The sequence below is a fragment of the Bradyrhizobium sp. 76 genome (genome assembly GCF_023073025.1).
GTDB lineage: Bacteria > Pseudomonadota > Alphaproteobacteria > Rhizobiales > Xanthobacteraceae > Bradyrhizobium.
Genome location: NZ_JADPIS010000090.1, coordinates 853,313 through 867,658, shown reverse-complemented (window position 1 = coordinate 867,658; position 14,346 = coordinate 853,313). Strand labels below are relative to the sequence as shown.

Sequence of the window (14,346 nt, the reverse complement as noted above, 5' to 3'; positions counted from 1 at the left end):
CGATCGTCAGCTGTAATTCTGCTGCTTCTTCCACTCCGTCTCAAGTTCGATGATCTTGCCCCAATCGGCGGGTTTGATGTCGGTGATGAACGGATCCTTCGGAATGGTCTGTCCCCACCCGATCGCATAGCCGATTGTCGTGTGATCGTCCCGCATGGTGATGGTGCCGTCGGCGCCAAAAGGCGAATTGATCTTCAGTCCCGTCAGGGCAGCCGCTATCACCTTGCCGTCCAAAGAATTGGCCTTCTTGATGGCTGCCTCATAGAAGTGCATGGCGACCGAATTCTGCCAGGACCAATTAGTCGGCCGTTCGTTCCACCTTTTGAAGTACGCCTGACCCCATTCCTTGTTCGCCGGCGTATCCGGGAATGTCTCAAGATAACGCGTGGCCGACTGGATGCCCGCGGGCAGATTCTTGATCGCGGCCAGCACTGGATAGTCGACGTTCGGAGTTGCGACGGTCATCTGCCCGAACAGAGCATAGACATTCCCCTGGTTCACGAACGCCGAGAGATCGCCGGCATAAAGCAGCGTGAACAGCGCCTGCGGCTTGGCCTGGATCAGTTTGGTAATCACTTCGGTGAAGTCCGGCTGGCCGAGCTTGGGCCAGGCCTCGGTTACGACCTCGACATCCGGTTTGAACTTCTTGAAGAACTGCAGATACTGCGCCGTCGTGTCGCGCCCATAGGCGTAGTCCGGTGAGCAAGTCGCCCATTTGTTGATTTTCTTGGCATTGGCGAAGTCGGCGAGGTAGAGGCTGCCGGCGACAGCATCGTGCACGCCCTGACGCGCCACGCGAAATGCGGTGGGCACCCGTATCTTCGGATCTGCGGTGAGCGATGACGTCTCGCTGTTGGTGTGAATGCAGGCCACATTGAGGTCGCGCATAACCTCCTGCACCGCGAATGAGGCGGACGACGCTTCAGCATCGACCAGCAGCTCGCAGCCTGCAGTGTTCACCAGTTCACGTGCGACGCGCGCGGCTTCCTGCGGCTGGCCTTTGGAATCCCGGAATACGAACTCGATTTGCCGGCCCAGGAAGCCGCCAGCGGCATTGATGCGATCTTGCTCGATGAGGAGCGAGTTGCGCGAAGAGGTGCCGAGCAGCGCGATGGGTCCCGATAGGATGCTTTGCATGCCTATGCGGAGAGTATTTGCCTGTGCCCTGGCTACCCATGGGGCGGCCACCAAAGTAGCCGTGCCACCGGCCAAAAGCGTGCGACGCGTGACGGGTCCGCTCATCGAACTGCACCTCCCTGTGATCCGGCTGTTGAATCAACCAGTCGTGTTGTGCCCGACTGTAGATCAGCGAGGCCATGCTGATCAAGCGACATAAAGATGGAGCGAGGCCGGAGCCTCGGTAATGGGCATTGTACCTTCCGGTAGAGTTGGGCGCCGCCTTGCTGCTCAATATACGTCACGGGATCTTACCGCGATGCGCTGGTGCCGCGCTATCCACCTTGCCCATTCCGCTCATCGCATGGACTTTCGCGAAGCGGATCCGCTTCGGGAATGAACACTCACAACATAGCGATCGCAAGATGAGCGCACGGCGCCTGTCGCTCGAGGTGTTTAGCGCGAAGGAAGGACGTCTACTCGCGGTCCCTCACGTCGAGCTCATCCAGCGCCGGTCATTTCCCTTCCAACCTTAACTGCGGACAGATGGCGACCCGGGAGAACTCAGACGCAAATGATATGTGACGCAGCTCCGCTCACCAGGAGCGATCTACGGCAGTACGCGGGTCATTTCGAGCCGACGAGCGAGATATACGGACGGCTCGCTCGCACAAGACGGACGCCCCTTGCCAGCCTTCGGGAACGAGCGCATCCTGCTATGTTACTTCATAATAACAAAAGGAGGAAACATGACATACGACCTTTCGCGGCGCTCCTTGCTCGCCCTCGGCGCAGGATTAGGCGCATCGACCGTGCTGGGCAGTAACGCTTTTGCGCGAGCACCCAAGCTTGGGACGCAGCCAGCTTATTTCTATCGCTTCGGTCTCGGAGACGCCGAAGTGACGGTCGTTTCTGACGGTCCGCTGCCACTCGGTCCTCCGAAAGGGACCTTCATCGGCGTGCCTGATGAAGAAGTGAAGAAGATGCTGAGCGACAATTTCCTCTCACCGGAAAATGTGGTGCTGGAGCAGAATTCGCCGATCGTGAATATGGGTGACAGGCTAGTTCTATTCGACACTGGCATGGGAACGTCTAAGGCCTTCGGACCGACCACCGGCCGTCAGCAGAAGAGTATGGCAGAGGCTGGCATTAAACCAGCCGACATCGACGCCGTGGTCTTATCACATGCGCACATCGATCATATCGGCGGCATTGTGGACGCGGACGGTAAGCCATTATTCCCCAACGCACAGTACTACATAGCTCAGAGCGATTTCGATTTCTGGACCGATGAAGGCAAGCTTGGCAGTCCATTGAAGGACTTTGTCGTTCATGCACGCAAGAACTTACTTCCGATACGAGATCGCCTTGTGTTCTTCAAGGACGGTCAGGAATTCCTTCCCGGCGTGCAGGCCATGGCAGCTCCTGGCCACACCGTAGGTCACACAATCTTCATGGTCTCGTCGGCAGGGAAATCGTTCGCCTTCCTCGGTGATCTTACTCACCATCCGATACTGCTGCTTGAAAAACCGCGGATGCAGTTCTCGTACGACACCGATCCGCAGCAGGCAGCTGAAAGCCGGGTCAAACTGCTAGATATGATTGCTGCAAACAAGATTCCTGTGATGTCCTATCATTTTGCCTGGCCAGGTTACGGCCATATCGCCAAGACATCGGAGGGCTTCCACTATTACCCCGAAGCGATGAGCTTGAATCTCTGAACTCCGAGCGCAGACAAAAGAGACGACCTCCAAAGCAAACTCTAGCCCCGGACTTGACGGGGCATTTTTGCGCCTTGTCTCTGACGAGAACGGTGTCGGACTGCGATGTGGCCTTCGAGCCAGACTCGGACGTGTTAGTCAAACCCACGACGCACGATAATGGTCCTCGCAGATATGCTGGAGCTCAACCTGCGCAGGCTTGTGCTCCGCACATCCCGACTTAGGAGAACACCGGCTTAGGCGTCAATCTTGTAGGATTTTCCACCTGCAGCTGGCGGCTTTCTGGGGCGCGCTTCGGCCGTGAGGGGCGGTGGCCTCGGAAGGATAGGTGCTTGCAGCTCCGCTCGGCACGATTCAGGTTAACGACCGGACCATCGCCGAGGAAGACGAGCCGAACTCATTGCAAACGACTATGACAGAGCGAAACCTTCGTAGCCGCGGGTGACGACCTTCTGACAGATCTCGCGATAACGGACCAAGCCACCTGCATATGGCATGAACACCTGCGGCTTGCCTGGAATATTCGCCCCGAGGTACCAGGAATGCTTTGCCTGCGGCAGTAGTGTTCGTGCAGCCGCCTCGTTGACTTCGCTTACCCATTTCTCGACGGCGTCGGCCCGTGCCTCGATCCGCTCCAGCCCGTTAGTCCGCATATGAGCGATGCAATCGGTGATCCAATCGACATGTTGCTCTATGGCTACGGGCATGTTGCACAGAACCGATGGACTGCCGGGCCCCGTGATGGTGAAGAGGTTTGGAAAACCAGCGACCTGCAAACCTAGATAATTGCGTGGTCCTGCCTCCCAGACATGCTTGAGTGCGATCCCGCCCCGCCCGCGGATATCCATCTTGAGCAGCGGTCCCGTCAACGCATCGAACCCTGTCGCAAAAACTATGATGTCTAGGGGGTACTCGGCCTGATCCGTGCGAATTCCAATCTCGGAGATCTGCCGGATTGGCGCAGCTTTGACGTCCACCAGCGTGACATTCTGCCGATTGTAGGTCTCAAAATAGTCGGTATCGATCGGCGGGCGCTTGGCCGCATACGGATGATCAATGTCAGCGAGGACCGCCGCGGTCTTGGGATCCTTCACAATCGAGCGGATCTTCCTTTTTATGAAATCGGCAGCGGTGTCGTTTGCTTCCTTAGAAACGAGCATGTCCTCAAAGGATGCGCGGAACTGCAGCCCGCCACGCTCCCAGGCCTCGTCATAAATTCTCTCGCGCTCCTCTGGCGGCGTGTCGACCGCTTTGCGTTCCGCAACCTTGAAGCCCATGCCATTGTAGGTTTGATGCGTAGTCGCGCGTATTTCGCTGGCGCTGTTTTTGACATATTGCTTGAAGTCCGCCGTCAATGGGACGTTGCGTGCTGGTACTGAATAGTTCGCGGTACGCTGAAATACGGTCAGATGCTTGGCTTGATCGGCGATCACCGGCGCCGCCTGGATGGCGGTCGATCCGGTGCCGATCATCCCCACTCGCTTGCCCGCAAACTCGACGCCTTCGTGCGGCCACTGCCCTGTATGGTACCACTCACCCTTGAAGGTCTTCAGTCCCAGAATGTCGGGCACGTTGGCAGTGGAGAGGCAGCCGACCGCGGTAATGAGAAACTTCGCGATGAAGGTCTCGCCCGTTTCTGCACGGATGTGCCAGCGATTCGTCGCTTCATCGTAATGCGCCGACGCAACCCGGGTACCAAATTGAATGTCGCGTTTCAGGTCGAGCTTGTCGGCAACGAAATTCAGATAACGCAGAATTTCTGCTTGGCCGGGATAGCGTTCAGACCACTCCCATTGTCGCATCAAATCCAGGGAAAACGTATACCAATAGACATGGCTTTCAGAGTCGCACCGAGCTCCAGGGTAGCGATTCCAGAACCACGTGCCCCCAACACCCTGAGCCGCTTCTACGGCCTTGACTTTCAAGCCAAGGTTATCCCGAAGCCGAAACAGCTGGTAGAGGCCCGCAAAGCCCGCACCAACAACCAGCGCGTCTAGCTCAACCGGTTCATTGGACATTGCCGCACTCGCTCATTGCGCCCACCCCACAAACATAAGGCTAGGTATACCGTCAGCGCCGTAAAGGTGAAAGTGCGCTGCGTCAAAGTGAATTGGGATTAATATAACCGTCCCGGTCAGTGCCCTCAAGCTCGCCTTCTCTGCTCAATGCAGCTCACTGCCGGGGGTCGCCTTCAAATCTGGAATGCACACCTTCAAAGACCGAGCCGGTCCAGAAGCAATCAACGTCGATTTGCGGGGACTCCATTTCTCGGACCTGCCGTTTCGACGTACCAGGAGAAGAATTGCAGCGGCCGCAAGATTCAATTTTTCGGTCTATATCGATTGGAGCGACCGCGACTTTGGCCGCAGACATGCGTCATCTTGTTGGCGCGGCAACCCGGCCTGCGCTCGCAAGTAAACGCGGCGTCTTCCAGGAAGTGGCGGGAGAGACTGTAAGGGTGCCGCTCGATTCAATAGCAGCTCCGTGATGTGCTTCGGATCATCCACGACGAAGCCACTGAGGGGTTCGATTTCGGTGCGACGGCCCTTCTGCAAGCCTTGGGACATCGAGGGGCGCTGCTCGGAGGAAGTGTATTTGGAATCCGAAAAGCGCTGCTGGTCGCGGACGTGCATCACGTTTCGTCGCCCCCGCCAGGCCCACGATGGTCTCGGCCGGCAAATGCAGGACCTCCTCCAGCTGATAGCCCAGCGCCTGGCCCTCACGAATTGCCTCGCTCCCGAGGTGGGTCGAGAAGCGGCGGATCGAATTGCTCTGCAGCATGGCTCGCCCAGGCAGGCCAGTGCAGGTAGAGCGTCCATTTCCCATGACGTTGGCCACGAGCTTGGACCAGCGCTCGCCCCAAAGATGTGGTCACCTTGGCGTTGTCGGCATAGGCGACCAGGCGGGATACTTCCTTTGCACGTGGCGTGATGCGGCCGTGCAGCTCGCCGGTGCGAACACCGTGTGCTTGGCGCCGTGCTTGCCAGTGCCGCGGTGGATGTGCCCTGGAGCAGGCAGATTGACGGTGATGCAGCTGGGGATGCAGCCGAGCGTTTTGCCCCACCCGGCAACGTGTGCGATGGTTTCCTCGTTCATACAGTTCTGCAATGTCGGGGTAAAACTTCGGCTCGACCCAGGTGGCCCTCGGCTTCTTTATGCGCTTCTTGATTTTTTGCTTCGGGGCACGACCGTATCAAGCGCCTTGCGGATCTCCGGCGATTTCGTCGGGCTTCAGCCCAGACCTTGCTCATGTAGCGCAGCTCGTTCCCTTCCTGCTTGCCAAGGTAGAGCGCGGCGACGCCGGTGGGGTCCTTGACGAGCGCAACCACTGTGAACTTTTCGCGCTGCACCGTCTTGATCTTCTGCCACGCCTCGACGCGCTCCGACCGGTACGGCGCATCAACCCGCTTGGAGACGATGCCCTCGCAATTCAGCTTGCTGGCCGCCTCGAACAGCGCCTGCCCGTCGCCTTCATGGTGCTCACTGTATAAGATGGGGCGTCAAGCCCGTTTTCATCTATCAGCTGCTTCAGCCTGTCTTGTCGTGGTAAGATACCAATTCGGCACCGACGAGCTTTCGGACAGCCTTTCAAACATTGCGTCTGCTGCACCCTGCCGCGTCAGCAAGCTCATTGGCTGACCGCAAAGGTGCGAGGCCTTCCCCAATGCGAGCCGCGATGTTCTCAGCAGAACTCAATCGGAGTATCCGCCAAGCAGCGGATTCGAAATGCTGCGTCATGTCGAAGTCTTCTTCGCGGCAGTGCTTTCTTGACCTTATCTGATCAAGCGTCATGGACGTCGCCCTAACGCGGCGCATAGCCAATGGCGGGAATTGCCCTTCCCCTGCGCGCACGGGGTTAGGATGGCATGCGACCCGCGATGCTGACAAGCGGAGGGCAGGCGCCCGAGCGCGAAAAATGATGTGAACGAACGGTCGGACGATGACGATTACGGGAAGCTAAAAACGTAACGATGACAGTCAGATAGTCGTGGCCGGCAAGGGATTGTGCAACGGCGAAGCTCGCCATGCCGGCCCTTCGCGCGCGCACCCACACGGTGACGAAAAAATGACACTCAGAGATCAGAGAAAAGTGTGAATCGCTGTGCGCAGCCGACCTGGTGGGTTCTGAAGCCAGGGCCGGGACTGTTTGCTTTCGTCCGGCGGGATGGCGTGGGCGTTCCTTCGCTGACGTGATGGCTGTAGGGATGCTGATCGATCGCTGCAGCTCACTCAGCAGCTTGAAGCCAGACTAGTTATCGCACTGCGATGGTGGCTGGCGAGCATGTCACTTGCTTGACACGTTCTGGAGCGCCAGTCTCTAATCTGCTTCGAGGTCCTGCGGTTGGACAGGCAATAACTTTCTGCCTCCAGCAAGAATAGGGTCGACGGCCCCACCCGGCCACTGCCAGGTCAGGGGTGCGGAATCCAAGATAATTTCCTGGGAGGGAACAATGGACAGACGCCAGACGCTCAAGCTGATCGGCGGCACGGCCGCGTTGGCCAGTGCCGGTATTCCGGGCTTTGCCTTTGCGCAAGCCCAAAAGGAAATGGTCACGGTCGTGAAGATCGCGGGAATTCCGTGGTTCAACGCACTTGAAAAGGGAATCCAGAAGGGTGCGAAGGATTTCAGCATTAATGCCACCATGGTGGGCCCGGCGAACGTCGATCCGGCACAGCAAGTAAAGCTCCTTGAGGATCTGATTGCCAAGAAGGTCAACGTGATCGGCTTGGTGCCGCTTGATGTAAAAGTCTGCGAGCCCGTGCTGAAGCGTGCCCAAGCCGCCGGAATCAAGGTCATTACGCATGAGGGTCCGGAACAGGAAGGCCGTGACTGGAATGTGGAATTGATCGACTCCGTTCGCTTCGGCGAGGTGCAGATGGAACGTCTCGCCAAGGACATGGGCGGCGAAGGTGATTATGTAGTCTATGTCGGGACTCTTACGACGCCGCTTCACAACAAATGGGCCGATGCCGCGATTGCCTACCAGCAGAAGAATTTTCCGAAAATGAAGCTCGTCGCTGACCGCTTCCCAGGGGCCGACGAGATCGACACCAGCCAGCGCACGACGCTCGACGTGATCAAGGCCTATCCCAACTTGCGTGGTATTCTCGGCTTCGGTTCGAATGGACCAATCGGGGCTGGAAATGCTGTGCGTCAGCAACGTCTTGGCAAGAAGATCGCCGTTGTCGGCACCGTGCTGCCAAGCCAGGCGAAGTCGCTTATCGCGGATGATACGATCCGCGAAGGATTTCTGTGGAATCCCACCGATGCGGGTTACGCGATGGTCGCGGTGGCCAAACTCGTGCTCGATGGCAAGCCCATCACGGATGGCGTCGATGTACCCGGCCTCGGCAAGGCGGCCGTCGACGTTGCAGGAAAGCAGATCAAGGTGGACAAGATCATGCGCATCAACAAGGAAACCATCGACGGACTGATTGCCGGAGGGCTTTAGCCCGAAGCCGGTTCAGCCGCCTCATCGCGCTGCATTCCCGGCCTTCCGGTCGGGAATGCGGTACCACTCGAGTGATCGCACGATCCAACGGTCCATTGCAGGCGAACCTTTGGCGACTTTCCTGGAGATGTCCGGCATATCGAAGCGCTTCGGCGGCGTGCACGCGCTCCGCGGCGTCGATCTCGCTCTGGAAGTCGGCGAGGTGCACTGCCTGGTGGGTGAAAACGGCTCCGGCAAGTCGACCCTGATCAAGATCATTTCGGGCGTAGAGGCAGCGGAGCCCGGCGGCCGGATCGTAATTTCCGGCAAGGAATATCCCAAACTAAACCCGGTCTACTCCACGCATTGCGGCATTCAGGTCATCTACCAGGATCTTTCGCTATTTCCCAACCTCACCGTCGCCGAGAATATCGCGATGGCGCACCATCTTGGCGGCATTCATTCGGTGAATTGGGCCTCAATGCGCGCCACCGCGAAGGCCACAATGGCGAAAATCGGCGTTGAGTTCGACCCGGACGCAAAAGTCTCAGAGCTCAGCATTGCCGGACGCCAGCTGGTCGCGATCTGCCGGGCCTTGGCTGCGGATGCTAAGCTCCTGATCATGGATGAGCCTACGGCATCGTTGACCCGCCACGAGGTGAACGCCCTGATCGAGCTCGTGAGCGAGCTGAAGCGTACTGGCATCTGCGTCGTTTTCGTCAGCCACCGCCTCGACGAGGTGCTTGAAATCGCCGAACGCGTAACGGTACTGCGGGATGGCGCCAAAGTCGGTACTTTTGCTGCAGACACAATCGACGGGGGGAAGCTCAGCCAGCTGATGACCGGCAAGTCCTTCGAGTATCAGATACAGGCGCCTGAGCTTGCCGCTGGGCCAATTGTGCTGGAAGTTAAGGGCCTGGGCCGCGAGGGTGAGTACGAGGATGTAAGTTTGCAGTTGCGCGCGGGGGAAGTAGTGGGTCTCACCGGTCTGCTCGGCTCGGGGCGAACCGAACTCGCGCTATCGCTGTTCGGCATGAAGCCGCCCGATCGCGGCACCATCGCACTCGACGGGCGGCCCATCGCCCTTCGTACAAATGCAGAGGCGATCGATCGAGGGATCGCCTATGTATCCGAAGATAGGCTTACGCTTGGTCTCATCCTGCATCAGTCTGTCACCGCGAACGTCACGCTCACGGTGCTGGAACGGCTGGCTGGCGCATTCGGCCTGATTGCCGCACGCGCGCGACAGAGCCATGTTGCTCGGTGGGTTGCTGAACTCGGGATCAAGGTCTCCAACCCCGCCAACGCGGTGAAGACCCTCTCCGGGGGCAATCAGCAGCGGATCGTGCTCGCCAAATGGATGGCGACCAACCCGCGGGTGCTTATCCTCGATAGTCCCACGGTGGGCGTCGACATCAGCGCCAAGGATGGAATTTATGAAATCATCCGGCGGTTGGCCCGCGACGGCGTCGCGGTGCTAATGATATCGGACGAAATCCCCGAGGTCCTTTATCACAGTCATCGCGTGCTGGTGATGCGGGAAGGCCGTTTGACAACCGACGTGGCTGCCGCAGCCACCTCAGAAGACGCGCTTCGGCAGGCCGTCAATGCCTGAATCGGCCATTGCATCATTCGGCAGGTTTCGTCGCAGCCATGAGTTCTGGCTGCTGATGGTAATCTTGGGGCTCTGCGCCAGCTTGGGCTTCGCGAATGCCCAATTCTTGACCATGCAGAATCTGTTCGACCTGCTGACCTCCTACGCATTCGTCGGCATCCTTGCGCTCGGACTACTGGTCGTGCTGATCGCCGGCGGAATCGACATCTCATTCACCGCGACCGCGTCGGTGGCACAATATGTCACACTCTCGCTTGCCAATGCTTACGGCGCGAACTGGATCAGCGTCTTCGCTATCGCAATTGGGATTGGCGGTGCGCTCGGTGCCCTCAACGCAATCTTCATCCAGAAGCTTCGAATACCATCGATCATCGTTTCGGTCGCAACGCTGAACATTTTTTATGGGCTTCTGATCTTCTTCACTGGCGGCAAATACATCTATTCGCTGCCTGACTGGTTTGCGACCGGCATCTTCTGGTTCGAATTCGAATGGGCCAAGGATAGCTCGTACGGTGTCAACCTGCAGATCCTAGCGCTCGCGCTGGCATTTCTCGTCACCTGGCTCCTGCTTAACCGAACCAATATCGGCCGGCAAATCTATGCCATCGGAGGCAATGCCGATGCCGCGCAGCGACTCGGCTTCCACATTTTCGGCCTTAACATACTGGTGTATTGCTACATGGGTGTCATGGCTGGAATCGCTTCCCTGATCCAGGCACAACTCGCGCAGTCCGTGGCTCCGACTGTGCTGGTGGGCAAGGAACTCGATGTGGTCGCCGCCGTCGTGCTGGGCGGCGCCAGCCTGATGGGGGGCGTCGGCACCGTCCTCGGCACGTTTTTGGGCCTGACACTGCTCGCGGTGCTCCAAAATGGAATCATTTTGCTGGGCGTTTCGTCCTACTGGTCGCCGTTCTTCGTCGGTTTGGTTATCCTCATTTCGGTCTCAGCAACCGCCTGGTCGCAGCGAGAGCGGCGAACCCGGAGCGCGCGCCGATGAGCAATGCGCCCGCCCTCTCACTTCGCCGGCGCATGGTAGGCCTCGCTGGCAGCGGCACTGTCGCCACCCTCACCCTGCTGTTGGTCGCGCTTTGGGTGGCGTTCGCGATTATGATCGGCGACCGGTTCTTCTCGGTCAACACGCTCCAATCGATGGCTTTCCAGATGCCAGAACTCGGCATCCTCTCGCTTGCAATGATGCTGGCCTTGCTATCCGGTGGGCTCAACCTCTCCATCATCGCGACCGCCAATCTGTCCGGACTGACCATCGCCTTCCTGCTGACGCACTACATCCCAGGGAGTCAGGGCTTTGCCTGGGTCGGCATTCAAGTGCTGGCGATCGCTGCAGGGTTTGCAGTGGCCGCATTGGTAGGTCTCCTCAACGGTTTCGTCATCGCCTATCTCGGCGTTTCGCCGATCCTCGCCACGCTCGGCACGATGACACTATGCAAGGGCGTCGCGATCGGCCTGTCGCGCGGTAACGTCATCTCCGGATTTCCGGAACCCATTGTGTTTATCGGCAATGGAACGGTTTTTGGGGTGCCCTTTGCTCTGATCGTACTCGCGCTCTGCGCCTTGCCCGTCGCGCTGATGCTGAACGCGACGCCGTTCGGAGCAAAGGTTTACATGATCGGCTCGAACGAGAAAGCAACCCGCTACTCCGGGGTCGATACCCGCGCCGTTCTCCTCAAACTCTATGTGCTTTCCAGCCTGCTCGCGGGCGCAGCAGCGGTGGTCATGTTGGCACGTTTCAATTCGGCCAACGCGGCATACGGCGAGAGCTATCTGCTGGTCACCATTCTCGCGGCCGTCCTCGGCGGCATCGATCCGTTTGGTGGCTTCGGAAAAGTCGGCGGGCTATTGCTTGCGCTGATCATCCTTCAAGTGATCTCCTCGGCATTCAACCTTTTGAACCTCAGCCAATTCCTCACGCTGGCGATCTGGGGTGGAATCTTGATTGCCGTCGCGGCGGTTCCTCATTTCGCCGGCAAGGCGCCGCGGTAGCCAGCGATGATGAGTTCGATCGGCTCGCCCCCCATCGCGGTTCTCGACATTGGCAAGACCAATATCAAGCTGCTAGTGGCGAGCGATGACGGCTGGCCGCTCGAAAAACATGAGATTCCGAATGTGTCGATGACTCAGGGCTCGTACCTCGCCTATGATCTTGCCGGGCTAGAAGATTGGCTTCTCGATACCCTTGCCGTGGTGTCTCGAGGCCATGCCATTGGCGCCGTGATCGTGGCTGCGCATGGATGCGGCGCAGTTCTTGTCGACGGTGATACGCCGGTGCTGCCGATGATGGACTATGATGCTGTCTCTCCGCCGGCAATTGATGAAGCATATGCCCGGATCGCGCCCGGTTACGATGAGGTGTTCTGCGGAATCGGAGGCGCGATGCGGCTCGGAAAGCAGCTGCTGTGGCAGGAATGCGCATATCCCGTGGAATTCGCCCGCGCAAAAGCCTATCTGACCACCGCGCAATTTTTCGCCTTGCGGCTTGGCGGACGTGCGGCCAGTGAAATCTCGCAGCTTGCGGCTCAGAGCCATATCTGGGACCTCATCCACCATCAGCCTTCCTCTCTTATGCGCAAGCGCGGTTGGAGTCATCTGCTGCCCGAACGCGTCGCTGCCGGCGCGGTGCTAGGGACGGTTTCGGAATCCGTAGCCAGGCGCACTGGCCTGACGCAATCGACCGAGATCCTCTGTGGCGTGCATGATTCCAACGCCAACCTGTTTCGGTACAGGGCTGCCGGCATGGCCGATGCCTCGATCCTATCGACCGGAACCTGGATGATCGGATTTCAGCGCGACCTCTCCCTGGACAAACTCGATCGCGCGCGCGCGATGGTGCTCAATATCGATGTCGATGGCGAGAATGCACCTTCGACATTGATCGCGACCGGCCGCGAATACGACCTGATCCGCGGGGAACATCGTGCTTCTGATGCAGCCGTCCTTGCCGCATTGTCGGCCCTGCTGTCGAAGGGGACCCTGGCGCTCCCCTCCTTCATTGGCGACGACGGATTATTTCCGGGCGCGGCTCGCCGCGGACGGGTCATCGGACCGTCTCCCGAGACGCCTGCCGAATGGCAGGCATTGGCACTTCTCTACGCAGTGTTCAGCGCAAACCGCTGCCTTGATGCACTCGAGAGCTCAAAATGCATAGTCATCGATGGTGGCTTTGCGGCGAATTTGCCCTTCGCCCGTTGCCTTGCGACCTTACGACCCTCGCAGAGCGTCAGGGTGAGTCAATCACCGCACGGAACGGCGCTTGGCGCTGCGCTGCTGTGGCGGCGATTCTCGCGTACGCAGCCGGTTTCGAGCGTAGTACTTGAAGCTGTCACATCGCTTAGCAACGACGGGTTCGACCCGCGCGGCCTTTCCACCGCCTATCAGTCCTGGATCGCTTTCTCGGAGCCCGCCTTATGACAGACCACACTCATGCTGATCTCCGGCAAGGCATTGTCGATACCTGCAGGCAGATGAATCGAAACGGACTGAATCAGGGCACATCCGGCAATCTTTCGCACCGGATCCCAAGCGGCATGCTGATCACGCCTACCAGTCTGCCCTATGATCGGATGCAGCCAGAAGATATTGTTGCGATGGATTTTGCCGCGAATTACCAGGGCAACCATCGGCCTTCATCCGAATGGCGCTTTCACCGCGATATTCTGCGAGCGCGCGAAGACGTCAACGTCGTGCTCCATACGCATTCGACCTTCAGCACAACTCTCGCCGTTCACGAGCGTGGCATCCCCTGCTTCCACTATATGGTCGCAGTTGCGGGTGGCAACGATGTCCGTTGTGCGCCCTATGCTTGTTTCGGCACGCAGGCACTATCAGACTACGCCCTCAGGGCACTCGAAGATCGCAACGCTTGCCTGCTTGGCCATCACGGCTTGCTCGTGGCGGCCGAGACGTTTGAAAAGGCTCTTTGGCTTGCAGTGGAAGTGGAGACGCTGGCGAAAATGTATGTTCATGCGTTGGCTATCGGCGAGCCGCCGCGCCTCAGTGACGCTGACATGGCGCAGGTACATGAGCAGATGAAACGCATGGGATACGGTCAGGCGCCGGACCTTGACGATGTCGGCGATGTTCCGCGCGCCTTTACCTGAGTCGAAAGGGGCAGCACATTGAATCTGGATTTGATGGACAGCTGCGGCTTCGCTCAGAACCGGCCCGCGCAGAACGAAGGCCGTGTCCGGATGTGCGGGTTGAACCGACTGTCGCAGTCCTTGGACAGAAGACGTGAACGAACAATCGGCTCCGCAGAACTGATCTCGACCTATCCACCCGAATGGACGAACCATTGCCTGAAACATCATTGCGAGCGCTTCGATCCAGTGTCGGATGTGGCGCAGATGAGACTTGATTTGCCGAATGGGCTATAGGAGGCGCAACAGGAAGTGGATCGGAACGACTAGTCGAGCCGTTGAATGGAGGGTTCAGCGTACGCAATTCA

General features: G+C 58.6%; 10 protein-coding genes. 8 read left to right on the top strand and 2 right to left on the bottom strand.

What is annotated here, in order from left to right:
• Positions 1 to 6 precede the first annotated feature (6 nt).
• Positions 7 to 1,242, bottom strand: coding sequence for an ABC transporter substrate-binding protein (locus IVB48_RS20720; RefSeq protein ID WP_027567912.1), 1,236 nt, complete (start codon positions 1,240 to 1,242; stop codon positions 7 to 9).
• Between the two features lie 623 nt (positions 1,243 to 1,865).
• On the opposite strand from IVB48_RS20720, the gene IVB48_RS20715 reads away from it, so the two are divergent.
• Complete coding sequence (locus IVB48_RS20715; protein WP_027567910.1) at positions 1,866 to 2,837, top strand: MBL fold metallo-hydrolase; 972 nt, start codon at positions 1,866 to 1,868, stop codon at positions 2,835 to 2,837.
• A gap of 410 nt (positions 2,838 to 3,247) precedes the next feature.
• On the opposite strand, the gene IVB48_RS20710 is transcribed toward IVB48_RS20715, so the two are convergent.
• Positions 3,248 to 4,855 carry an NAD(P)/FAD-dependent oxidoreductase gene (locus IVB48_RS20710; RefSeq protein ID WP_247402365.1) on the bottom strand — a complete coding sequence of 536 codons (1,608 nt, stop codon included), beginning with the start codon at positions 4,853 to 4,855 and terminating at the stop codon, positions 3,248 to 3,250.
• 1,119 nt (positions 4,856 to 5,974) lie between these two features.
• Here IVB48_RS20710 and IVB48_RS20705 point away from each other — a divergent pair.
• The 7 genes from IVB48_RS20705 (at position 5,975) to IVB48_RS20675 (ending at position 13,999) form a co-directional block, all read left to right on the top strand.
• Positions 5,975 to 6,328: a hypothetical protein gene (locus tag IVB48_RS20705; RefSeq protein ID WP_247402362.1), complete on the top strand. Its 354-nt coding sequence runs from the start codon at positions 5,975 to 5,977 to the stop codon at positions 6,326 to 6,328.
• 960 nt (positions 6,329 to 7,288) lie between these two features.
• Positions 7,289 to 8,290, top strand: coding sequence for an autoinducer 2 ABC transporter substrate-binding protein (locus IVB48_RS20700; protein WP_247288231.1), 1,002 nt, complete (start codon positions 7,289 to 7,291; stop codon positions 8,288 to 8,290).
• Positions 8,291 to 8,399: 109 nt separating this feature from the next.
• Positions 8,400 to 9,884, top strand: a complete 1,485-nt coding sequence (locus IVB48_RS20695) for a sugar ABC transporter ATP-binding protein (RefSeq protein ID WP_247402359.1) — start codon at positions 8,400 to 8,402, stop codon at positions 9,882 to 9,884.
• A complete protein-coding gene (locus IVB48_RS20690) occupies positions 9,877 to 10,881 on the top strand; it encodes an ABC transporter permease (RefSeq protein ID WP_247402356.1) in 1,005 nt (334 codons plus the stop codon). Before IVB48_RS20695 ends, IVB48_RS20690 begins: the two co-directional genes overlap by 8 nt.
• The gene (locus IVB48_RS20685) at positions 10,878 to 11,885 is read left to right on the top strand and encodes an ABC transporter permease (protein WP_247288226.1); all 1,008 of its coding nucleotides are present in this window, start codon (positions 10,878 to 10,880) and stop codon (positions 11,883 to 11,885) included. The genes IVB48_RS20690 and IVB48_RS20685 overlap by 4 nt, the downstream gene beginning before the upstream one ends.
• Positions 11,886 to 11,891: 6 nt before the next feature.
• Positions 11,892 to 13,310 carry an FGGY-family carbohydrate kinase gene (locus tag IVB48_RS20680; RefSeq protein ID WP_247402353.1) on the top strand — a complete coding sequence of 473 codons (1,419 nt, stop codon included), beginning with the start codon at positions 11,892 to 11,894 and terminating at the stop codon, positions 13,308 to 13,310.
• Positions 13,307 to 13,999: a class II aldolase/adducin family protein gene (locus tag IVB48_RS20675; protein WP_247402350.1), complete on the top strand. Its 693-nt coding sequence runs from the start codon at positions 13,307 to 13,309 to the stop codon at positions 13,997 to 13,999. Before IVB48_RS20680 ends, IVB48_RS20675 begins: the two co-directional genes overlap by 4 nt.
• The last annotated feature ends 347 nt before the right edge of the window (positions 14,000 to 14,346 follow it).